Genomic DNA, 22993 nt, shown 5'->3' with positions numbered 1-22993 from the left:
TCGGAGCAGGCCGGATCCGGCTGCGGCTCCTCAGACCTCGCGGTCGACGAGGTTCAGCGGCCACGCCTCGTCGGGGATGTCGCGCACGCCGCAGGCGATGTCGGTGGCGGTGAACCAGCCGCGGAAATGCAGGATCTCGCCGATCACCGGGTTGCGGACGGTGGCGTCGCACCGGAACCGCTGACGTTCCTCGTCCCATCCCTCGATGTACTTCATCTGGGCGCCGAACAGTCCCTTCATCCCGACCTTGGGGCCGCGGCCGAGCCAGCGCATCGGGCCGCTCTCCAGCAGTAGTTCACCGGCGTCGGTCACCGACGGCTCGATCGGGTAGAGCAGTTCGGGTCCGTCACCGAAATAGTCGACGAGGCCGGTGCGGCCGGCGACGAGCAGCGAATTCAGTTTGCGCGTCCCCGAGGTGTAGTCGAAGCTGCGCAGTACGGCCAGGTTCTCTCGACCCAGTTCGTCGGTGTAGCAGTAATGTCCCTGGCTGAACGGCACCATCCGGCTCGTCTTCGAGGGCAGCGCGTTGCGTTTGCCGTAGTACCAGAAGAACGGTGGCGGCAGCGCCGGGGTGATGTAGACCGACTCGAGGATGCCGGTCCCGATCTGGGCGACGTTCGAGGTGGAGTCGATGCTGTAGCGCCACGCGATGTTGGGGTGCAGACGGTCGAAGTCGGAGCCGAGGACATCTCGGTACACCGGTGTCACCGCCCCACCACCTCCCGCAGATGTGTGCCCCACGACATGTTTGAACGAAGAACCTACTATGTCGTCGTTCACATCGGGAGCCCGAGGTGGTCGAGAGCCCGCACGACCCCGCAGGCCCGGCGGGTGGCGATCAGTGCGCGGCGGCGGCGTCGCAGAGGCGTGCGAGCTCGCCGATCACCTGGTCGAGCGGGGCCACGCTGCGCTGCGTCTGGCACAGTCCGACGGCCCCCTCGATGGCGGCGACGACCAGGTTGGCCAGGGAATCGGCCCGCTCGGGGGCGACGCCCTCGGAGACCAGCCGGGCCGCGATCAGCCGCAGCCAGTTACCGAAGATCTCGTCGGCCTCGTCGGCGACGGACGGCTCCGATCGCCGGGCGAGGCCGCCGGCGAGGACCGGGCAGCCGAACTGGTAATCGGTGGCGACCAGCATTCGCCGCCACACGTCGCCGATCCCGATGATGGCTTCGGCGGGTGAGCCCGGATGCTGACCTCCGATGCGGGTGGCGATGAAATCACCCGCGTAGCGCACGGCCTCGGTCATCAGCTGCGTCTTGCCACCCGGGAAGTGGTGATAGATCGAGCCGCGCGGGGCCGAGCTGGCCGCGATGACATCACCGATCGAGGTGGCCGCCACACCGTCGCGACCGATCAAATCGGCGGCGTGCACGACCATGCGCTCACGCGGGCCGCGTGAGCGGGTCTTGGTCGTCACGATGTCGGTGGCCTCGTCACCCATCGGGCATCACTCCTATGTAGGCCTTCATAATGCGGCGCTTCTATGCAACCATACATAATCATGACGACCTCAACGAACACATCCGCCTCCACCGACCCGAGCGCGATGTCGGGGCTCGAGCTCCTGCGCGCCTGGCAATCCACCCCCGACGACGATCGGCCCAGCATCGGCCGGCTGCTCGGTATGCGCCCGGTCCGCATCGAGGAGGGCGAGGTGCACTTCGCCGTCACCCCCAAGGCAGACTTCGCCAACCCGCTCGGCACCGTGCACGGCGGCATCTGCGCCACCTTGCTCGACTCGGTGATGGGCTGCTCGGTCCACACCACCCTGCCCGCCGGCGTCGGCTACACCACCCTCGAACTGAAGGTGAACTACATCCGGTCGGTGGCCCTCGACGCCGACGAGCTGACCGGCGTCGGCACCGTCATCCACGTCGGCGGGCGCACCGCGACCGCCGAGGGCAAGGTGTTCGCCGCCGACGGAAAGCTCGTCGCACACGGCACGACGACATGCATCGTGTTCCGCTAGTGCCGAATCCCCAGCTCGTCGGAATACCTACTGCTGCAGCGGTATCCGAGTCCAGGGGCTCGTCGGATCGGTGAGCAGCAGGCTCAGCACAGGACGCGTGCGGGCACAGGACTCGTCGGCCGCGGCGGCCGGGTCACGGGCATCCTCGGCGGAGGCCAGCGCCCGACCCCACTCGAAGCCGAGCACAAACGCCGTCCAGTCGGCGTAGCGCTGCTGCGCGCGTCGGCCCAGGTCGATGATCGCCGCCCACGCCCAGATCTCCTCGACCAGTCCCGCACGATGACACATCCGCACCAGTTCGACGGCCTGCCCGAGTTCCCACGCCGCGGTGCTGACCGGCACCTGCTGCGGCAGGGTTCGCGAGAGCGCGATGGCCTGCGCGACGGTCCGTGCTCGGGCGGCGTCGACACCACTCGCGGCGGCGATCGCGTCGGCAGCAGCCGGGTCGAGCCGTATCGCCGACCGCGGCGCCCCCGGCTGCATGTGCGTCAGTCCTGCGAGGACGGCGTCGTAATCGGCGGTGACCAGCCCGAGGGCCAGTAGTTCGGTGGTGTCGATGGCCGACGCGGTGTCGGTGATCGCCCATGCCCGACGGATGATCTTGCGGATCGAACGATCGCTCTCGGCCATCGTCAGGTGGTCGACGGGATCCTGCGACGTGCTGACGGCGAAGAATGCGCCACACGCCAGCCCGCGGAGCTGCTCGACGGTTCCGGGGTAGCCGCTCCATCGGATCGGGCCACCGGTGACCGGCATCGGCGGCGCCGCGATGGTGGGTGGCGCGGGGACAACCGTGGGTGAGGCGGTCGCCGTGACGACGGTCGGCGAGCTCGCCACACCGTCCTCGACGCCACCCAGCGCCGCCCGCAGCGCGGCGGCGAAGTCACGACACGACGGATACCGCTGGGCGAGGTCGGCCGAGCATGCCCGGCTGGTCACGTGATCGACCTGGAGGCCGACCGTGCTCCCGAGCATGTCGATCGCGGTGCGGGCGAGTTGCGCCTGATCGTCGGCGACTTCGGCCGGGCCGGCGAAAACGAAGCCCGTCAGGTACGGGTGGCGCTGCGCGTCGAGCAGGATCTCGCCGGCCCGCAGGTCGGTGTGCGCGAGGCCGTGCGCGTGCGCATGATCGAGGGCGTCGGAGACTGCCGCGACGATGTCGGCGACCGCATCCGGCGAGAGCGGCGTCCCGGATTCGGCGAGGAGGGCCCCGACATCACTGCCGTCGACGTACGCCGTCGACACCCACGAGACCCCGTCCCCATCGCTGCCATTGTCACCACCACCGCCACTGTCACTGTCACCGCGGTCGTGGACCGGGACGATATGCGGATGCAGCAGCGACGAGGCGATGTCGACCGCGCGAGTGAACCGTGCGCGAGCGTCGGCATCGTCATCGGCCCCGGGGTGCGGCACCGTCAGGACATCGCGTCGGGGCAGCCGCGGATGGTCGGCCAGATACCGCTCACCGAGGGCACCGGGCCCCAACCTCCGCACGATCCGGTAGCCGGCGAGGTCGTCGCCCACGGACAGAGTCGTCATGAGTCAGGACGCTACCGCGAGGTCAGTTCAGGAAGGACTCCCGGAGCCGCCGTTGGTCCTCGACACCGATCTCGAGACCGCGGCTGAAATATCCCTCGATCCCGCCGTAGGCCGTGTCCACCTCTGCGAAGGCCGCGTCGAGGTAGGCGGCATCCACCCCGAGTACCGGAATCAGTAGGTCGGGATCGCCACCGGCGGCGGCGAAGTCGTCGAAGACCGGCTTGAGGGCGGGGACGAGGCGCTCGTTGGTGAGCAGATAGTCGTGGTAGACATCGTCTTTCGCGACACCCATCAGGGTGAGGAAGGATGCCGCCGCCCAGCCGGTCCGGTCCTTTCCGGTGGTGCAGTGAAAAAGCGCGGGCGCTCGATGCTCGCCGAGCAGTCCTCGATAGAAGGACCGGTAGGACGAGCGCGCGCTGGACAGCGACACCAGTTCCCGATAGGTGCCCGCAATCAGGTTCCGCGCCTTGCCCTCGGACAGTTCCTGGCCGGCCATCGCCACCGTCTTCGGATCCGACAGGAAGGCCCCGATGTTGGCCGGAATCGCCAGGGTCGCGTCGGCGAGCACGTCGAGGTGGATGTCGACGACGTCGTCGAGTTGGGGATCGGGCAACGCTTGTCGCTCGGTGGCCGAGCGCAGATCGTAAATCGTGCGCAGGCCCAGCTCTTCGAGGTGCGGCAGGTCGGCGGTGGCCATGGCGGAGAAGTCCGTCGACCGGTACAGCTTTCCCGACCCCACCGTCCGACCGTCCGCGGTCGTCCATCCGCCGAGGTCACGCAGATTCGGGAGGGTCTGGACGGGACTCGGAGCACCCGGCGAGGAGGTCATCGCACGAGTATCCCAAACGGGCACCCGCCGGGTCGTCGGACGCGACGGGGAATTCACCTCCTGTTCGGATATCCTGAACGCCGTGGTCGAGCACTCCCCCTCCGGACGTCATCCCGGTGCCCGGATCCGCAGCGCCCGCATGACGAGCGGGGTATCGCTGCGCGAGTTCTCCCGTCGCATCGGGATCAGCCCCGCGACCCTGAGCGCCACCGAGAACGAGCGGACGGGCATCAGTGTCGAACGACTCGAGACGATCGCCGCGGCGTTGGGAATTCACCCGTCGACACTGCTCGAGGACGGTCCTGCGCCCGGCTTCGACGAGTCCGGGACCACCGACGACGGCGCGGGCACCACACGGGCGTGGCGCGATTTCGGCGGCGCCGAGGTCGCCGACCCCGTCCTCGATGCGGCACTGAGTTGCATTGTGGCCAAGGGATATCACGGGTGCTCCATCCGCGACATCGCCGACGCGGCAGGCCTGTCGGTGGCGTCGCTGTACCACCATCACGAGAGCAAGCAGGGCATGCTCGTCGATCTGTTCGACCAGACGATGAACGAACTGCTCGACCGCGCGGCCGGAGCACGGGAGGACGCGGGCGGCGATCCCGTGCGCGCCTTCACCCTCATGGTGGAAAGCCTTGTCCTCTACCACAGTTACCGTCGGCGGCTGTCGTTCCTCGGCGCCACCGAGATGCGCAGCCTCCTCGAGCCCAACCGGCGCCGTATCGCCGATCGGCGCGTCGCGCTGCAGCGCATGTTCGACACGGAGGTCGATCGCGCCGCCGCGCAGGGCCGGTTCGGAGCCCCGCGCCCTCGCGACGCCTCCCGCGCGGTCGTCGGACTCTGCATCGGTGTCGCCGACTGGTACGACCCCGACGGCCCCGACACCCCCGAGCGGATCGCCGCGCTCTACACGCGGTACGCCCTCAATCTCGTCGGTTCACGCCCGTCGTAGTCCGAACATCTCCGCAATGTTCGGAAAAGCCGAACATTGCGGGCCGAAATGTGCTCCCGGTACACCCTTGACGATCGACGGTTCCTTTGTCTGATCACGGTATTGACACGCAGAAGCCCAGCAGGCACCCTTATCGAGACCGATCGATCGCTCAGTTTTCGCCGGGCGACGAGCACTCCCACCGAGAGGACCCACCCGTGACCGCATCCGAGAAGACGCTGCAAGGACGCACCGCCATCATCTCCGGCGGCAGCCGCGGAATCGGTGAGGCCATCGCGGTTCGGCTGGCCCGGGCGGGCGCCAACATCACCCTGTTGGCCAAGACCGCCGAGCCGCATCCGAAACTCCCCGGCACCATCTACACCGCGGCGCAGGCCATCGAAGAGGCCGGCGGACAGGCGCTGCCGATCGTCGGCGACATCCGTGACGACCAGCAGGTCGCCGACGCCGTCGCCGCGACCGCCGAACGCTTCGGCGGAATCGACATCGTCATCAACAACGCGAGCGCGCTCAACCTCACCGCGACCGCCGAGATCGACATGAAGCGTTACGACCTCATGCAGGACATCAACGCGCGCGGAGCATTCTCCTTGTCCCGCAGCGCAATCCCCTATCTGCGCAAGTCCGACCACGCCCATGTGCTGACCCTGTCGCCGCCGATCTCCCTGGAGCCGCACTGGTTCGACGAGATCGGCACCGCCTACACCGTGTCGAAGTTCTCCATGACGATCGTCGCCCTGGGCCTGTCACGGGAACTCGCTGCCGACGGCGTCGCGTCGAACTGCCTGTGGCCGCGCACCACCATCAGCACCGCTGCCGTGCGGAACATCCTGAGCGAGAAACTGATCGCCCGCAGCCGCAGCACCGAGATCATGTCCGATGCCGCCTACGCGATCCTGTCGAAGGACCCGGCCGCGGCCACCGGCCAGTGCTATATCGACGACGAGGTGCTCTCCGCCAACGGGGTCACCGACTTCGCGAAGTACCGCACCGTCGACAGTGACGACGAGCTGGAGCTCGATTTCTGGACGACCCGCCGATAAGGGTTGCGGTGAGATCGGCGAATCCGGTCTCACCAGGGCGTGGCCCGGGCTAGGATGATCGCCAGCGTCGGCGGTGTCCTCAAACGCGAGATCCGTCGCGACATCATCGACGCACCGGTCGGCGAGGTGGCCCGATGAGCCTCGAGGATTTCCGACATGTGCTGGGGCACTTCCCCACCGGGGTGACCGTCGTGACCGCGATGACACCGCAGGGCCCCACCGGGTTCTGCTGCCAGTCGTTCTCGTCACTGTCGCTCGACCCGCCGATGGTGCTGATCCTGCCCGCCCGGACGTCGACGACCTGGCCGCGGATCGAGGCTGCCGGACGTTTCTGTGTGAACGTCCTCGGCCACGATCAGGCCGATCTCGCACTCGGCTTCGCCCGGTCCGGCGGTGACAAGTTCGCCGGCGTCACGTGGGCGCCCGGCCACAACGGGGCACCGCGTATCGACGGCGCCTGCGCCTGGATCGAGGCCGAGGTCGCGTCGATCGGCGACGGCGGCGACCACGTCGTCGTCCACGGCCGGGTCTCCGAACTCGCCGCCGACAGTTCGGTGGCGCCGTTGATCTTTCATCGCGGCGAGTTCGCACAGCTCAACTGTGCGTGACCCTTCGCAACCCCCCACTCCAGAGAAACCGAATCGCAGGAAAACATCATGCGCGCAGCAATGTTCTACGGACAACAACACGTCGAGATCGTCGATGCCGACGAACCGACACCCTCGGCCGACCAGGTCAAGATCAAGGTGGGCTTCAACGGGATCTGCGGGTCGGATCTCCACGAATACTATGCAGGCCCCCTCAACATCCCCACCGAACCGCACCCGCTGACCGGGCAGCAGGCACCGCTGATCCTCGGTCACGAGTTCTCCGGCACCATCACCGAAATCGGTTTGGATGTCCAGGGATTCGACGTCGGCGACCGGGTCGCGGTGGAGCCCATCTACTCCTGCGGCACGTGCGACCGCTGCACGAGCGGGCATTACAACACCTGCGCCCAGATCGGCTTCCACGGGTTGATGGCCGACGGCGGGATGGCCGAGTACACCGTGGTACCCACTCGCATGCTGCACAAGCTGCCCGCGGATCTGCCGCTGGAACTCGGTGCACTGGTCGAGCCGATGTCGGTGGCCTATCACGCCGCCTGCCTCGGTGAGGTCGGACCGGGCGATCACGCCGTCGTCTTCGGTGCAGGGCCCATCGGCATCGGGCTGTGGTATGCCCTTCGAGGTCTGGGGCTCACCGACGTCACCGTCGTGGAACCGTCGGCGCCGCGTCGCGAGGCCATCGCCGCTCTCGGTGCGCGCGTACTCGATCCGACCACCGACGACGTCGTCGCGGTGATCGCCAAGGACACCGATGGCCGTGGCGCCGACGCGGTGTTCGACGCCACAGGTGTCACCGCGACCGTGGCGACCGGATTGGCATGTCTGGCAGCACGTTCGCCCTTCATCTGTGTCGCCGTCTACGAGAAGCCGATCGAGACCCCGTTGCTCAGCCTGCTGTTCGGCGAGTCCCGCATGCAGGGCTCGCTGGGCTACACGTCCGCCGATTTCGACGCGGTCATCGAACTCATGGCGGCCGGGCATTACGACACCACCGGCTGGGTCACCACCGTGCCGATCGACGACGTCGTCGCCGAGGGCTTCGACGCGCTGCACGCCGGGAAGAAGATGAAGGTCCTCATCGAACCGACCCCCGCCTGAGGTCACGGGGTCACCGGCCGATGAGCAGCCGCACCCGTCCGTCGGTGTCCTCGCGACGTGCGTTGACCCCGTAGACCTCTCGCACGAGTCGGGCGGTCAACACGTCGCCGGGCGGTCCGTCGCCGACGATCGTGCCCCGATCCATCACGACGACGCGGTCGCAGTACACCGCAGCCAGATTCAGGTCGTGCAACGCCACCACCGCCGTGAGTGGTGAGTCCGCGACCCGGGCCAGGATGTCGTGTTGGTGACGTAGATCGAGGTGATTGGTGGGTTCATCGAGCACGACGATGTCGGCGCGCTGCGCGAAGGCCCGGGCCAGCAGGACGCGTCGTCGCTCGCCGCCGGACATCTCGTGCAGGGTTCTGTCGAGTAGTCCGTCCACCTCCCACAGGCGGGCGAGTTCCTCGATGGCGCGGTGATCCTCACCCCGGTACGGCCGCCAGTCGGACATGCCGGCAGATCGCCCAAGCAACAACACGTCCCGGGCCGTGAACGGCAGTTCGCTGTACTCGTCCTGGCCGACCGATGCGACCATGCGGGCCCGCTCGGAGTCCGAGTGGGCCCGCATCGGTCGGCCACGCAGTCGGCATACGCCGCGCGTGGGTCGTGCTATCCCGGCGAGCACACGTAACAGACTCGTCTTGCCCGAGCCGTTCGGGCCGACGAGTGCGACCTTCTCACCGTCATCGACGCGTAGCGAGACCTCTCGCACCGCGATGACCCCACGGTGTTCGACGCTGACGTCCGACACCTCCACCGCTGCAGCCGAACCGGCTCCCGGCTGCGCGGCGGCGTCGGCAATGCTCACCGCGACGGCACGGTGGCAGCGGTGGCCGCCACCAGCTTCTCGAAACTGTCGACCGCCGACGGTGACGGATTGGACGAGTCGGCGGGCAGCATCACGATCCGCCCGGCGCGTACCGCTTCGAGCGTGCTCACCCCCGGTTCCGCGAGGAATTTCGCTCGGGCGTCGGCCTCGCTCTCGCCGTAACCCCCGTACTTGACCACGATCCACTCGGGTTGGCGCCGGATCAGGCTCTCGGTGGAGATCGTGGCGTAGGTCTCGTGCTGATCGGCGTAGGCATTCTGCAGTCCGGCACTGTTCAGCATGGCATTCGGCAGCCCCGACCCGCCGTACGCCGACAATGGGTCCTCGGAAGAGAAGTAGTAGACCCACGCAGCGGTGTGCCCGGTCGGCGCTCGTCGGGCGGCGGCGATCCGCTTGTCGAGTGCGCTCGCCGCAGCATCCGCGGTCGCCGACGTCCCGAACACGGTGCCCAGGCGCCGGACGTCGGCGCCGATGGTGCCCAGGTCGACCGTCGGTGCGGCATCGGTGGATGCGTCGTGTCCGCACTCGCCCTGTACCGTCAGCATCGTGATCCCCGACTTCCGAATCTGAGCGGGGTCGGCGTTGAACAGTCCGTAGCCGAAGACCAGGTCGGGGTTGGCGACGATGATGTTCTCGGTCGTCGGGTCAGAGGGATCGACGATCAGGGAGTCGTCCGGCCGGTGGGTGAGCGAGGCGGGTAGCGGCGCGCCGAATTCCCCGGTGCGCGCGATGATCTTCTGTGAGGCCCCGGCAGCGTCGAGGATCTCCACCGCTGCGGTTCCGACGGTGAGTACCCGTTCGGGCGCTTTCGCCACCGTGACATCTTTGCCGCAATCGGCCAACGTCACCGGATACCCTTGTGCCGCTGATGAATCAGCGGCTCCACCGGAGCCATCCGAACAGCCGAGCAGGATCACGGCGAGCACCGCCACGCCACCGACGACCGGAGCACGTCGAGACGACCAGAGATCTCGTAACACAGTTTCTTCCTTTTCTTTCGCGGGAGTAATTGCGGCTCAGTGCGATTCGGAGCGCCGTCGCCGGTGGAGCAGATACATCAACAGTGGGGTCCCGATCAGCGCGGTCAGGACACCCAGCGGGATCTCTCTGGGCGCCAGCGCGGTTCGGGCAAGGGCATCGGCAGCGATGAGGACCGACGCGCCGATGAGCGCGCTGGTCGGGATGAGTAATCGGTGAGTGGCGCCGACGAGGTGCCGGGCCAGATGCGGAACGACCAGACCGACGAATCCGATGGCGCCGCTGACCGCGACCGCGGCGGCGATCGCCAACGCGGACAGCACCGCAACGCGCAGTCGCAACCGTTGGGCATCGACACCGATGCTGCGGGCGACGTCGTCACCGAGCCCCACGGCGTCCAGACGCCTGCCCCAGAGCGCGAGGACGGCCACCACCAGCACACTCACGGCGACGAGTACCGGTACCTGCTGCCATGAGGACTTGCCGAGGGAGCCGAGCATCCAGAACGTCACCGCGCGCACCGCATCTCGGTTGTCGGAGAGGACGACGACCAGGTTGGTCACCGCGGCCGCGAAGTAGCCGACGGTCAGACCTGCCAGTACCAGTCGCGAACTGCTCAGCGCCCGGGCTCCGCCGAGCAGGCCCACCACCAGCATCAGCGCGACGACCGCCCCGAGAAACGCCCCGGTTGTCGCGCCGGCCACCCCGACAGCCGCGCCGAATCCCGTGGCGATCACCAGCGCCGCCCCCAGCGACGCACCTGAGGAGACGCCGAGCAGGTACGGATCGGCGAGGTCGTTACGGACGATCGCCTGCAGCGCACAGCCCGTCGCGCCGAGCACGCCGCCGACGCAGAGGCCGACGATCACTCGCGGTAAGCGCAACTCCCACAACACCGTTGCCGCCGCCGAGGTCGGGGTGGTGCCACCCGTACGGGTCAGGGCGTCGAGGACCGCACCGGGTCCGAGGGTCACCTGACCGACACCGACCATGAGCACCGCGAGCACCGGGGTGCCCACGGCCAACACGGTGAGCACCGCGGCGGGCCGGCCCCATCGCCGTCGCGCGGCGGGGGCCTCCCGGTTGACGAAAGGGCGTTTGACTCGTACGGTCACGCACAAATGATAACCGTTTCCATTAAGGCTGGGTGACATGGGGCATACCGCGCTGCTACGGCTGTGGCAGGGGCGGCGAACGACGTTGCTTGCGTTGATCGCGATCGGTGTGGCCATCGCCGCGAGTTGGCTCGCCCAGGCATTGCTCACCTCGCAGATCTTCGCCCGGGTACTCACCGGCGGTGGTTGGTCGCGCGACTCGCTCGTGCCGATCACCGTGGCGCTGGCGCTCGTGCTGATCGCGCGGCCGATCCTCGTGCTGCTCCGGCAGCTGATCGCGCAGGCCGTGATGGGGCAGATCAAGGCCGATATCCGTTCTCGCGCACTGCGTTCGTTCGTCCGCCGCAGCGCCGGCGATCCCGGGGCAGGCCGTAGCGGACGCGACCACGCCGTGGTCGTCGACGGGGTGGAGAATCTCGACGCTTACCTGTCGGGCTACGTGCCACAGATCGGTGTGACCGTCACGGTGGTGCTGGCCGCAGGAATCACCATGATCGTCATCGACCCGATGACCGGCGTCATCGCGATCTGCGCAACGATCACTCTCCCTTTCCTACCGCGCCTATGGGATCGGGCGCTGGCCGCGCGCGGGTCCGACCACTGGGACGCCTATCAGGAGTTGCACGCAGAGTTCGTCGAATCGATGCACGGGATGACGACCCTGGTGACCTTCGGTGCCGACGAACGTCGCGAGCAGCAGCTCGCCGAGGCCTCGAAGTCGCTGCTGCACCGGACACTTCGCCAGCTTCGGATCTCGTTGATCGAGTCGGGTCTCTCCGGTTTCTCCCTCGCCGCGATACCCGCGGTGGTCCTGGTGACGGTTGCCCTCGGGCGCGACCACCTCTCCGCGTTCGATGTCTTCGCCCTCGTTCTGCTCTCGATCGAACTCGTGCGCCCCTTCCGCGACCTGGCATCACAATGGCACGCAGGTTACCTCGGGACGTTCTCGGGCCCGGGAATCCTCGACCTGTTGGACGAGGAGTCGGCCCACGCAACCGCCGCATCCACCTCGCGCGCCGAATCCTTCAGTGATGCAGCGGTTCCGAGCGCCGACGAGCCGCCGCTGCGCCTGGTGTCGGTCACCGCACACCATCCGCGGGCGAGCGCACCCACCCTCATCGACGTCACGCTGACGGCCCACCCCGGGATGACGGCGATCGTCGGCGCCACCGGGTCGGGCAAGTCGACGCTGGCGGCCGTGGCATGCGGCCTGCTCGCCCCCGACTCGGGAACCGTTCTGCTGGACGGCCGCGCGCTCACCGAGGACGAGCGTCTCCGACACGTCGCTCTCGTGGCCCAGGACTGTGTGCTGTTCACGGGTACGGTGGCCGACAACATCGCTCTGGGCCTGCCGGCAGGGGCCGACGACGACGTCATCGTCCGCGCTGCCGAGACTGTCGGAATCGGCTGTGACAACGACGGTTTCACCCTGGATACGCCCGTCGGCGAGAACGGTTCGCTGGTCTCGGGCGGGCAGCGTCAACGGGTGGCGATCGCGCGCGCCCTCGTGCAGGATCGTGATCTGCTGATCCTCGACGAGGCCACCTCCGCACTCGATCCGGAGTCCGAGCGATCCGTGCTGGCGGCGTTGCGCTCGAACCATCCCGATCTACCGATCATCGCCATCACCCACCGAAGCGCGGTGGCCGACGCGGCCGATCGCGTCGTGACGGTCGATCGGGGCCGAATCGTCGCAGACAGCCAGGTAGTCGTCGCCGGCAGGCAGGAAGCCCATGACTGACCCCCGCATCCCGGCGCCAGAGACCCCGCTGGTCCCCGGAAAACCCCTTACCGCAGCTGATTCCGACGACTCCTCCGGTACCACCCTCGGCGGTGTGATCGCCCCGATCGTGGCCTTGTCCGCCCAAATGCGAGACCAGACCCGGTTGTTCGTCGGTGTGGTGGCGATCGTGTGGACGGTGCTGGTGCTCGGCATCTGCTCATCGCTGCTGTCGGTGGCGACGGCGTCGGCGCTCGTCTCCCGGGACGGTTCGGTGCCGGTGATGCTCACCGGACTCATCGCCACCGTCGTCGGGATCGGAATCGCCTCGTGGACCGAGCAGTGGTTTGCACACGTCCTCGCCTATCGCGTGATCGACACCATCCGCCTTCGGGTCCATCGGGCCATTGCCCGACTCGCCCCGCTCGGACTCGCGCGGCGCACATCCGGTGACACCATCTCCGCGGCGATGACCGATGCGGAGAGCCTCGAATGGTTCTACGCGCACACCGCAGCACAGGTGGTCGCCGGAGCCGCCGCAGGCGCCACCGTCTCGATAGGCGCCGTGGTGTGGCTCGGGCCCGTGGGTCTACTGCTGCCGCTGGCGCAGGTGATCGTCGTCGCGATACCGCTGCTGCTGTTGCCCACAGCCGTGAAACAGGGCCACGCACTGCGCAACTCGATCTCGCAGATGTCGGCGGATGCATTGGCCGCGCGCACCAGCGCCCGCGAGTCGGTACTGCTCGGCCGGCTCGACGTCGTCGCCGCGGAGGCGGCCGAGGGAACCAGACGCATCCAGCGGGCCAGGCGCGCGCTGGCGGTCCGCGGTGGCATCGAACAGGGCCTGATCGAGGCGACAACAGTCGCCATCGTGTTGGCCGCGTTGGTGTTATCGGTGCGCGCCGTCGGTGCCGGAGAGCTGGACCCGGCCATTGTGCCGGTCCTGGTCACCTTCGCCGGCGCCGGGGTCTCGCCCGCCATGGCCATCACCGGTGCGCTGGGCAAGCTCGGCGAGTCCTCGGCCGCGGCGTCTCGGGTCCACCGTCTGATCACCACCGCCGGTGTCCGCCCGACAGCGACTCGGACGGCCGCCGGAGATCCCGAGACCACCTCGGCGTCGGTGGAGATCTCCGCGCTCACCGTCCGCTATCCCGAGGCATCCGATCCGGCGGTGCACCTGCTCGATCTCACCGTCGCCGACGGTGAGACCCTCGCCATCGTGGGCCCCAGTGGCGCAGGCAAATCCACGATCGCACTGGCACTGGCCCGCCTCATCGCCGAGGAATCCGGTCGAATCCTCATCGGTGGTGTCGATGTGGCCACCCGCACACCGGAGCAAACACGGCAACACGTGATTCTCGTCGGTCAGCACGCGCACATCTTTCACGCCGATGTCCGCGACAACCTCCTGTGTCCCGAGGCCTCGGACCCCGACATCTGGAATGCGCTCGAGAACGCCCGGCTCGCCGATCACGTCCGGGGGCTGCCGGACGGTCTCGACACGATGATCTCCGAGCGCGGCGCAACATGGTCCGGCGGTGAACGCCAACGGCTGGGTCTGGCCCGCGGGCTGCTGCGCGAGCCCGATGTCCTGGTCCTCGACGAGCCGACCGCGGGGCTGGATCCGGACACCGAAGACGAGTTCCTCACGGCCCTGCGCAACGCTCGCCGGGATCGCACCACGATCATCGTGTCGCATCGCGTCGCGGTGATGCGCGCCTGCGACCGTGTCGCCCTGCTCGACGCCGGGCGAATCCTGGCCACCGGACACCACGACCAGCTGGTCGAGACCTCACCGGCCTATCGCAAGCTGATCGGCACCGCCGATGATGGCGACCCGGCCGAGTGGTCGCGGTGAGATCCGGTCGAGCCCACCGGCGAGTTGTTGTCCGCTACGAGTTGGTCGAAAGGAGGTGAATCCATGTCGGAGATCACGATCGTCGCTGTCGAAGAAGAACGTGCCGAGGAGGCGGTGCTCGCACCCAATTCCAATCATCACGGTCACGTGGCAACCGCCTTCTCCTGGGAGTGATCCCGGAGGAGCTGGTGTCGGCGCTGCCCCGGGACACGTTCCGGGGCAGCGCCTCTCGTCCTCTCGACCGTCTGAGTTCCGTTCCGTGCCGTTGCCGGCCGCCATTGTTTCCTGGAGTGTGTCATGACAACCCCACGCCCGTTGATCTCCGCCGCCATCGCGCCGGCCACCGGCGTCGAGATACGTCCACTCGACGCCACGTCGTGCGTGATCAGCCGCGGCGAATCGCATCACGTGATCGGGTTGCCCGCCGCGACTGCAGTAATACTCATGACGGCGTGGCAGGCCGGTCGCGACGACCTGATGGGTGAGGACCTCGCGCGCGCCGTCCGGCCACTGCGCGCCCTCGTCGACGCGCACGCACACTCGTCGACTCTCGCAACGGACACCGTGAGCGTGCCGGAAGTTCCCCGCCGTGGCATCAGCGCGGTCATGACCGGTGACGACGACCTCGTCGAGGCGTTCGTCGAACTGGCGCATCCCGATGACGGTCTCGTGCCCTTCGCATGGACGGGCGCTCGTGCCGCTGTCAACCGGGCGTTCACCGCGAGAACCGCTCTGGTCGTGGGCATCCGCGGTGCACGGGAGTCCGATTTGATCGACATCGATCGGATGTGCCACGACATGCGGGTGCGGTGGATACCCGTCGAGCTGACGCGCAGTCGACTGTGGGTGGGCCCTCTGGTGACCCCGGGATGCGGTGCGTCGTACGAGGATACGGCCGCACGCCGGCTCGCGGCCGCGCGGGACACCCGCGTTCACCGCGTGCTGCGCACCCCCGCGACCACCGGCGATCAAGGTGCGTCACCGGCCGAGCTGGCCCCGTTGATCTCCGCCGCGCTCGACATCATCGCCGACGGTGCCCCCGCATCGTCGGATCGCGTCGCCGGAGGAGGTGATGTCTTGCACGAGTTGTGGATCGCCGACGACGGGGTGGCCCACCGACGTCACCCCGTTCTGCCGATGCCGCACCGCACGACCGTCCATCGCGATCACACGATCGATGACCTCGTCGACGATCGCACGGGGGTCATCGTCCGCGTGCGCAGCGTCACCCATGATCGCCGCGTGCCCGCCACACTCGCCACCCGGCAAGCCGACGTCGCCGACATCCGCGCCGTCAGCCCGTGGGCCAACAACATTCTCTGCCAGGGCTCGGCGTTGGACGACGCCGAAAGCGCACGGCTGGCGGCACTCGGTGAATCCGCGGAACGCTACTGCGGCAACATCCTCGACACCCTGCCGGTCACCTGGGGCTCCTTCGACGAGCTCACCCGACGCGGCATCCCAGTGCTCGATCCGCGAGAACTGGTGCTCTACAGCGACGATCAGCATCGCTCCCCCGGATTTCCGTTCGTCCCGTTCACCCGCGATCTCCGCGTGCACTGGGTACCCGGGCTTCGTCTCGCCGACGGCTCCGACGTCCTGGTGCCCGCCTCGCTGGTCTATGTCAACTGGTACTCCGCCGGTTTCGCCGCGGCGCCGCCGACCAACTTCTGCGCCTTCGCCGGCATCGCCGCCGGACCCGACGAGGACTTCGCCGTCGCCGGCGCCCTCGAGGAGATCATCGAGCGTCACGCGACGATGGTGTGGTGGCTCAATGCCGCGCCGCTACCGGCGGTCGACGGCATCGAGATGCCCGGTCTCTCACCGGGGATGCGCCAGTTCGTGATCCACCTCGACAACGAGTTCGGCGTCCCGGTCGCGGCGTCGGTGGTGCACGACGACGTCGACGCACTGGTCAATGTCGGGTTCTCCGCCCGGCCGCGGTTCGCCGACGCCGCGCGCAAGGCGCTCACCGAGGCATTCACGCTGCAGGAGGGATCACGAGATCTGTTGCGGTCCAACGGTCTGCACTGGAAGGTGATGGCCGACGGCGAACTCAACGGGCGCGCATTCAAACCCTGGCGGGCCGACCGCGCCTACCTCGACGACTTCCGCGCCGACATGCACGACTGCGACGACCTCATGGTGCAGCAGCAGGTCTACCTCGATCCGCGGGCCCGACACCGCATGGCGCATCTGCTCGAGCCGACGACGAGTATCCCTGTGCGGACCATCGCCGAACTCCCGACCCGATCTGCCGCGGGGTATCGTGATGCGCTACTCGCGAACGGAATCGATCCGATCGTCGTCGACATCACCACCGGCGACATCGGTAGCGCGGGGATGCGCGTGGTGCGGGTCATCGCGCCGGGGACCGTCGGCAACGCGCCGGCGGCGTTTCCCTTCCTCGGCCGGTCACGGGTCCGCGACCTCGCGGTGCAACTCGGCTGGCGGACCACCCCGCTCGCCGAGGATCAACTCAACTATTTCCCGATGCCGCATGCCTGACACGCTGCGCGCCACACGAATACGACATCGCGGCGACATTCCCGTGGCATTTCGGCACCATCAGGTGTCCTTACCCCGACGCGATGGCGTCGACGCCCAGGCCGTCGTGGTCGACCTCGCTGCCGTCGATGACCCGGATTCGCTGCGGTGGGCGGCACTGCGCCACTGGTGGTCGGCCGATCACCATCGGCTGCCGCGCAGGTTCGCCGCGGGCGACGACCTGGCGGCCGAGGGCGCACCGACACTCGACGTCGCGGCCCTGGGCCTGATCGATCCCGATCTGCTCACGGAGCCGGGATGCCCGGTCACTCAACCGGATACGCACTCGCCGCGCTCCTGGGTGGCCGCCACCCGATGTCGATTGTCCGCGACCGAGGGAGCCGGGTACCGCTCCGGTTGGGTGCCCTACACCCTCGCCTTTCCGCGCGGATGGGATACCGAGCCCGGCGAGCCCCGCGATCATCCACCGTTCCTCGCCGGCCTCGGTGCGGGTCGGACCCATGCGGCCGCGGTCGCCGAGGCGTGGGCGGGCCTGGCCGTGGAGGACGCGCTGTGGCGGTGGTGGTCGGGCGACCGGCCCCAGGTCGTCGACGCCTCGGTCCCGCTGCATGCGCAGACGGCCGGCCTGTGGGCGGACTGCCCGTTGACGCTCACACTGCAGTTGTTGCCCACGTGTCTGGGTGGCGTGGTAACCCTTGCCGCGGTGGATGATTCGGAGATCGTCGCGGTGGGCGGCGGCTACGGACACGATGTGCGGGCGCAGCGCACGGCGATAGCCCGGGCGCTGTGGCAACTGGTCACCGCCCGATCCCTGGGCGAGGCAACGAGTCCCATGTACTGTGCGGGCACGTCAGGGCTGCCACCACACCGGGCCGAGCGCGACTATCTCTGCGCCGCGGGCCCGCGCCACCGTCGCCTGCTGGATCCGGTCGCCCACGTGCAGCTGCTCCTCGATCCGCTCGTACGCAATGCCGTTCACGAACGGATCGGATCCCCCGTTCTCGTCGCGAAGACTCCACTCACGCACGACGAGCACGGCCGGGCTGCGGCGCTGGAGAACCTGCCGCACGGACACGCGTGGCGCGTCGACCTGTCGCCCCCCGATGAGGCAACCGGTTGCTGCGTGCGACTTCTCGTCCCCGGTGCGGCGACGCTCCCTCTCGGCGCGTTCCCGCCCGACCCGTCGGTCACCGCTACGACGCGGGGTGCGCTCCCGTTTCCGGGCTGGTAGACCGATCCGCCGGTGGTCGGCGGGAATGGGGCGCCGTGTCCACCGACACAATGCCGTCGGTCTGGTCGGGTCCGGTGGGCATGGCGCACACGCCGTCGACGCACACCTGGCCGGCCTGCCCGATCATCTCGAGCGGCAAAGGCGACGAATCGTCGTCAGGCATCGGCGCGCTCCCGGGCCACCGTGCGCAAGGCGTCGGCGAAGGTCTCCGGCGACTGCGCGCCCGAGAGACCGTAGCGTCCGTCGATCACGAAGAACGGGACGCCACTGATGCCGTACACACGGACCTGCGCGATGTCGGCGGCCACGGCGTCGGCGTAGGTGCCGTCGGTCAGGGCGCGAAGCGCATCGTCGCGGTCGAGTCCGATGTCGGCCGCGAGATCGGCGAGGTCGGCGGCCCGTCCCACATGCCGACCTTCGGTGAAGTAGGCGCGGAACAGCCGCTCGACCATGTCGAGCTGGCGCCCTTGGGCTTTCGCGAAGTGCAGCAGTTGGTGCGCCTTGAGCGTGTTGGTGTGCTGCAGCGCGTCGAAGTCATAGGTCAGTCCCGCCTCGGCGGCGATCGCGGTGACCTGCGCCAGCATCTGCCCGACCTGGTCGCGGGGCATGCCCTTGTGGCCGACGAGGAAGTCGACCTCGGTGCCGTCGAAGTCGACCGGGGTGTCGGGGGCCAGCACGAAGCTGTGATAGGTGACGGTGACCCGATCGGCGAGACCGGATTCGGCGAGACCTGCCTCGAACTTGCGCTTGCCGATGTAGCACCACGGGCAGGCGATGTCGGACCACACGTCGACGGGGATCGTTGAACTCACGAGCGGTTCAACCGTCGTCATCGGGCCCGCATTCCGGCCCCGCGCGGCAGATACCGCAGAAGGTTCGCTCCCGACGCGACGTTCCGCGGAATCTGCGCAGACGCCGAAGGCCGGCCACCCCGTACGGGTGACCGGCCTTCGCACGTGTAACGCTATGTGAGCGTTGGGTTCTGATCAGATCAGAAGCCCATGCCGCCCATCTCGTCGCCACCCGGCATTGCCGGGGCCGGGTTCTTCTCCGGCTTGTCGGCGACGACGGCCTCGGTGGTGAGGAACAGAGCCGCGATCGAGGCTGCGTTCTGCAGCGCCGAGCGGGTGACCTTCACCGGGTCGTTGATGCCTGCGGCCAGCAGGTCCTCGTAGGTGCCGGTGCCGGCGTTGAGGCCGGTGCCCTTCGGCGAGTTGAGGATCTTGTCGGCGACGACGCCCGGCTCGAGCCCGGCGTTGAAGGCGATCTGCTTGGCCGGAGCCGACAGTGCAACCCGGACGATGTTGGCGCCGGTGGCCTCGTCACTCTCGAGCGAGAGTGCGTCGATGGCCGGCTCGGACTGCAGCAGGGCCACGCCACCGCCGGCGACGATGCCCTCTTCGACGGCAGCCTTCGCGTTGCGGACGGCGTCCTCGATGCGGTGCTTGCGCTCCTTGAGCTCGACCTCGGTGGCCGCGCCCGCCTTGATGACCGCAACACCGCCGGCCAGCTTGGCCAGGCGCTCCTGCAGCTTCTCACGGTCGTAGTCGGAGTCGCTGTTCTCGATCTCGGTGCGGATCTGCGCCACGCGACCGGCGATCGCGTCGGCATCGCCGGCGCCGTCGACGATGGTGGTCTCGTCCTTGGTCACCACGACCTTGCGGGCGGTACCGAGCAGCTCGACGCCTGCACCCTCGAGCGAGAGGCCGACCTCTTCGCTGATGACCTCGCCACCGGTGAGGATGGCGATGTCGGCCAGCATGGCCTTGCGACGGTCACCGAAGCCCGGAGCCTTGACGGCGACGGACTTGAAGGTGCCACGGATCTTGTTGACGACCAGGGTCGAAAGGGCTTCGCCCTCGACGTCCTCGGCGACGATCAGCAGCGGCTTGCCGGCCTGGATGACCTTCTCCAGCAGCGGCAGCAGATCCTTGACGGTCGAGACCTTGCCCGACACGAGCAGGATGTAGGGATCCTCGAGGACGGCTTCCTGACGATCGGCGTCGGTCACGAAGTAGCCCGAGATGTAGCCCTTGTCGAAGCGCATGCCCTCGGTGAGCTCCAGCTGCAGCCCGAAGGTGTTGGACTCCTCGACGGTGATGACGCCTTCCTTGCCGACCTTGTCCATCGCCTCGGCGATGAGCTCACCGATCGATGCGTCGCCTGCGGAGATGCCGGCCGTCTGAGCGATCTGCTCCTTGGTCTCGACCTCCTTGGCGCTCTTGAGCAGCGACTCGGTGACGGCCTCGACGGCCTTCTCGATGCCGCGCTTGAGGCCGAGCGGGTTGGCGCCGGCGGCGACGTTGCGCAGGCCCTCGCGCACGAGCGCCTGGGCGAGCACGGTGGCGGTGGTGGTGCCGTCACCCGCGACGTCGTCGGTCTTCTTGGCAACTTCCTTGACGAGCTCCGCGCCGATCTTCTCGTACGGGTCCTCGAGCTCGATTTCCTTGGCGATGGAGACACCATCGTTGGTGATGGTGGGGGCGCCCCACTTCTTCTCCAGAACGACGTTGCGACCCTTGGGGCCCAACGTCACCTTGACAGCGTCGGCGAGGCTGTTGAGGCCCCGCTCGAGGCCGCGGCGGGCCTCTTCGTCGAACGCGATTTGCTTGGCCATGGGTAAGTGATCCTCCGATAGGGGGTGACACCAGGTATCTATGGCCGGACTCGGTGCCCGCGACGGACGACCGGTGTGTCATTCGGAACCGATCTCACCGTCCCGACCTGGCACTCACGGTCCGTGAGTGCCAACGTCCGTTTTAGCACTCGGCCATGGCGAGTGCAAGGTCTGGTCGGACCTCCTCAGCCGTGGGCCACGAGCAGCGGCACGAGTTGTTCGTCGGCGGTCCACGCGCCGTGGTGCCCGATCATCCTCGCCTCGAGCGGTTCTGCGTCGCCGCGGACCAGCACGGTGCGGTCGCGGGCGACGGCCACGACATCACCGATCCGTTGCACGATGTCCGGATTCACCTCGATGCCGAACCACGCCTCGTCGACGGCCTGCTCGCGCGTGGCGACGCGGGCGTCGGCGCCGAGTTCGGTGGTCCACGTGGCGAGAACGTCGTCGCGGGCGCCGTCGGCGACGTAGAGGTGGCGCACCCGCGGTTCCCCGGCGATCATCTCCACCCCGGCCGTCCAGTGCGGGTCCGCGTCGAGATCGACGCGCCGTCCCGCGGCGAGCATGCCGTGATCACCGGTGACCGCGAGCACGGTGTCGGCCGGCAGATCCGCGGCGAGGTCGGCGACGAGTGCGTCGACGGTGCGCAGCGTCCGCACCCATTCCGGTGAGCCGGGGCCGTATCGGTGTCCGGCGGCGTCGAGGTCGGAGAGATAGGCGTAGACGAAGCCCCGGCGACCCGACCGCTGCGCCAGCGCGGTGCCCACACCCTCACGAACGAGATCGGGGGTGTTGGCGGCCAGATGGCGTCCGGTGGCGCGGAAGGCCACCTGGGTCAGGCCGGTCCCGCGGAACTCCCCGGGCATCACGTAACTGATCGACACCCCGTGCTCGGCGAGTCCGGCGAGCGCGCCGGCAAGCGGGGCGACGAGATCGGGTGGATAGGTGGCCATGGCCGATGGTCCGTCGGCAGCGTCCATGGTCCAGCGCAACGCGTTGAGCATCCGGCGCGGGCCCGTGGTGCGGCAGTGGTCGTCGGGCCGGAAGGCGTAACCGATGATGCCGTGCAGGCCGCACGCGGTACCGGTGGTCAGGCTGGTGATCGAGGTGGCGGTGGTTGCCGGGAACCCGGCCCGCAGGGTGGTGGTGTGCAGCGCCGACAGCGTCGGGGCGACGTCGGCATGACGGTGCAGCAGCCGATCGCCGAGACCGTCGACGAGCAGCAGTACGACGTCGGCGGCCGCGACTTGCGGCATCGACGCAACCGGTTGCGGACCGATACCCAACACCCCTGCGGCCCAACCCATTACACCGGCAAGGGTGTCGGGGTGGCCGGCCCATCGCGTCGGTGGGAGTTCGTCGAGCGACTCGCCGGGGATGTCGGTGGTCATGACCCGCCATTGTGCACGACGCGGCGCACGGTCAAGTCCGCAACAGCCGTACCAGCACACCTGCTGCATGGGCGCATGCGGCACGCTCCGCGCCGTCGGCGTCACCTGCCTCCAGCGCGGCAACGATCCGGCGGTGTTCGGTGACCGCGAGCCGCCGATTGACCTCGAGTGCCCACATGTCCGAGCGGTACAGGTGTGACTGGGTGTCGAGTTTGAGCAGGGCGTCGCACAAGGGCTTGTTGCCCGAGAGCGTACGGACCGCGGTGTGGAAGTCGAGGTCGAGTTCGGCGTCGCGCCGATGGTCGGCGGGGCGCTCGAGCATCTCCTCCTGACGGCGCACGTGCTCCCACAGGACTTCGAGGTCGGCGAAGGTGACGCGGGCGGTGGCCTGCCGGGCGGCGAGACCGTCGAGGACCTCGCGTACCTCGAACACCTGGCGCAGCATGTCCTCGTCGAGCACCGCGACCTTGGCCCCGACGCGCGGGGTGTATTCGGCGAGCCCCTCGACGACGAGCTGCTGCACCGCCTCGCGCACCGGGCTGCGCGACACCTCGAGCCGGGTGGCGAGCCCGGGCACGCTCAGCGGCGTCCCGGGGCCCATCGTCCCGTCGAAGATCTCGTCGCGCAGCCGACGCAGGACGGCCTGGGTCAGCAATGCCCCATCGCTGTTGTCGACGCTCATCGCCTTGCAGCGTA

Annotated in this window: 20 protein-coding genes; 9 read left to right on the top strand and 11 right to left on the bottom strand. The window is 68.4% G+C overall.

The features are described from left to right. Nucleotides 1–30: 30 nt before the first annotated feature. The gene (locus J6U32_RS07035; protein WP_208794223.1) at nucleotides 31–708 is read right to left on the bottom strand and encodes a DUF4166 domain-containing protein; all 678 of its coding nucleotides are present in this window, start codon (nucleotides 706–708) and stop codon (nucleotides 31–33) included. Between the two features lie 130 nt (nucleotides 709–838). Then, on the bottom strand, nucleotides 839–1444 hold the full coding sequence (locus J6U32_RS07030) for a TetR/AcrR family transcriptional regulator (RefSeq protein ID WP_208794221.1): 606 nt from the start codon (nucleotides 1442–1444) through the stop codon (nucleotides 839–841). A 42-nt stretch (nucleotides 1445–1486) separates the two neighbouring features. Between J6U32_RS07030 and J6U32_RS07025 the strand changes: the two genes are divergently transcribed. Then, nucleotides 1487–1972, top strand: coding sequence for a PaaI family thioesterase (locus J6U32_RS07025; RefSeq protein WP_208794219.1), 486 nt, complete (start codon nucleotides 1487–1489; stop codon nucleotides 1970–1972). A 27-nt stretch (nucleotides 1973–1999) separates the two neighbouring features. Here the strand turns inward: J6U32_RS07025 and J6U32_RS07020 are convergent, their stop codons facing one another. Then, nucleotides 2000–3514, bottom strand: a complete 1515-nt coding sequence (locus tag J6U32_RS07020) for a DUF1266 domain-containing protein (RefSeq protein WP_208794217.1) — start codon at nucleotides 3512–3514, stop codon at nucleotides 2000–2002. A gap of 22 nt (nucleotides 3515–3536) precedes the next feature. Continuing rightward, the gene (locus tag J6U32_RS07015; RefSeq protein ID WP_208794216.1) at nucleotides 3537–4343 is read right to left on the bottom strand and encodes a tyrosine-protein phosphatase; all 807 of its coding nucleotides are present in this window, start codon (nucleotides 4341–4343) and stop codon (nucleotides 3537–3539) included. Between the two features lie 82 nt (nucleotides 4344–4425). Here J6U32_RS07015 and J6U32_RS07010 point away from each other — a divergent pair, with 82 nt between their 5' ends. The 4 genes from J6U32_RS07010 to J6U32_RS06995 all read left to right on the top strand — a co-directional run bounded on the left by J6U32_RS07010 (nucleotide 4426) and on the right by J6U32_RS06995 (nucleotide 8047). Continuing rightward, nucleotides 4426–5298: a TetR family transcriptional regulator gene (locus J6U32_RS07010; protein WP_208794214.1), complete on the top strand. Its 873-nt coding sequence runs from the start codon at nucleotides 4426–4428 to the stop codon at nucleotides 5296–5298. 197 nt (nucleotides 5299–5495) lie between these two features. Further along, nucleotides 5496–6341: an SDR family oxidoreductase gene (locus J6U32_RS07005; protein WP_208794212.1), complete on the top strand. Its 846-nt coding sequence runs from the start codon at nucleotides 5496–5498 to the stop codon at nucleotides 6339–6341. A gap of 134 nt (nucleotides 6342–6475) precedes the next feature. Further along, a complete protein-coding gene (locus J6U32_RS07000; RefSeq protein WP_208794210.1) occupies nucleotides 6476–6949 on the top strand; it encodes a flavin reductase family protein in 474 nt (157 codons plus the stop codon). 48 nt (nucleotides 6950–6997) lie between these two features. Next, nucleotides 6998–8047 carry a 2,3-butanediol dehydrogenase gene (locus tag J6U32_RS06995; RefSeq protein WP_208794209.1) on the top strand — a complete coding sequence of 350 codons (1050 nt, stop codon included), beginning with the start codon at nucleotides 6998–7000 and terminating at the stop codon, nucleotides 8045–8047. Between the two features lie 10 nt (nucleotides 8048–8057). On the opposite strand, the gene J6U32_RS06990 is transcribed toward J6U32_RS06995, so the two are convergent. The 3 genes from J6U32_RS06990 to J6U32_RS06980 form a co-directional block, all read right to left on the bottom strand. Continuing rightward, on the bottom strand, nucleotides 8058–8858 hold the full coding sequence (locus J6U32_RS06990) for an ABC transporter ATP-binding protein (protein ID WP_208794207.1): 801 nt from the start codon (nucleotides 8856–8858) through the stop codon (nucleotides 8058–8060). Continuing rightward, the gene (locus J6U32_RS06985; RefSeq protein WP_208794205.1) at nucleotides 8855–9727 is read right to left on the bottom strand and encodes an ABC transporter substrate-binding protein; all 873 of its coding nucleotides are present in this window, start codon (nucleotides 9725–9727) and stop codon (nucleotides 8855–8857) included. The genes J6U32_RS06990 and J6U32_RS06985 overlap by 4 nt, the downstream gene beginning before the upstream one ends. 168 nt (nucleotides 9728–9895) lie before the next feature. Continuing rightward, entirely contained in the window at nucleotides 9896–10972 is a 1077-nt protein-coding gene (locus tag J6U32_RS06980; protein WP_208794203.1) for a FecCD family ABC transporter permease, read from the bottom strand. A 37-nt stretch (nucleotides 10973–11009) separates the two neighbouring features. Here J6U32_RS06980 and J6U32_RS06975 point away from each other — a divergent pair, with 37 nt between their 5' ends. From J6U32_RS06975 to J6U32_RS06960, 4 genes are all read left to right on the top strand, one after another. Then, nucleotides 11010–12713, top strand: a complete 1704-nt coding sequence (locus J6U32_RS06975; protein ID WP_208794201.1) for an ABC transporter ATP-binding protein/permease — start codon at nucleotides 11010–11012, stop codon at nucleotides 12711–12713. Then, nucleotides 12706–14550, top strand: coding sequence for an amino acid ABC transporter ATP-binding/permease protein (locus tag J6U32_RS06970; protein WP_208794199.1), 1845 nt, complete (start codon nucleotides 12706–12708; stop codon nucleotides 14548–14550). The genes J6U32_RS06975 and J6U32_RS06970 overlap by 8 nt, the downstream gene beginning before the upstream one ends. Before the next feature lie 297 nt (nucleotides 14551–14847). Continuing rightward, a complete protein-coding gene (locus J6U32_RS06965) occupies nucleotides 14848–17058 on the top strand; it encodes a YcaO-like family protein (RefSeq protein ID WP_208794197.1) in 2211 nt (736 codons plus the stop codon). 43 nt (nucleotides 17059–17101) lie between these two features. Continuing rightward, a complete protein-coding gene (locus J6U32_RS06960) occupies nucleotides 17102–18289 on the top strand; it encodes a YcaO-like family protein (protein ID WP_208794195.1) in 1188 nt (395 codons plus the stop codon). A gap of 155 nt (nucleotides 18290–18444) precedes the next feature. On the opposite strand, the gene J6U32_RS06955 is transcribed toward J6U32_RS06960, so the two are convergent. The 4 genes from J6U32_RS06955 to J6U32_RS06940 form a co-directional block, all read right to left on the bottom strand. Continuing rightward, nucleotides 18445–19101, bottom strand: coding sequence for a DsbA family oxidoreductase (locus J6U32_RS06955; RefSeq protein ID WP_432276985.1), 657 nt, complete (start codon nucleotides 19099–19101; stop codon nucleotides 18445–18447). 179 nt (nucleotides 19102–19280) lie between these two features. Further along, complete coding sequence (gene groL / locus J6U32_RS06950) at nucleotides 19281–20906, bottom strand: chaperonin GroEL (RefSeq protein WP_208794191.1); 1626 nt, start codon at nucleotides 20904–20906, stop codon at nucleotides 19281–19283. 185 nt (nucleotides 20907–21091) lie between these two features. Continuing rightward, on the bottom strand, nucleotides 21092–22297 hold the full coding sequence (locus tag J6U32_RS06945; protein WP_208794190.1) for an alkaline phosphatase family protein: 1206 nt from the start codon (nucleotides 22295–22297) through the stop codon (nucleotides 21092–21094). 31 nt (nucleotides 22298–22328) lie between these two features. Continuing rightward, the gene (locus J6U32_RS06940; protein ID WP_208794189.1) at nucleotides 22329–22979 is read right to left on the bottom strand and encodes a GntR family transcriptional regulator; all 651 of its coding nucleotides are present in this window, start codon (nucleotides 22977–22979) and stop codon (nucleotides 22329–22331) included. Between the last annotated feature and the right edge of the window lie 14 nt (nucleotides 22980–22993).

It is taken from the genome of Gordonia polyisoprenivorans (assembly GCF_017654315.1).
GTDB classification, from domain to species: Bacteria; Actinomycetota; Actinomycetes; order Mycobacteriales; family Mycobacteriaceae; genus Gordonia; species Gordonia polyisoprenivorans_A.
Note: the sequence above shows the minus strand (reverse complement) of the source record. Positions and strands in the feature narration are given on the sequence as shown.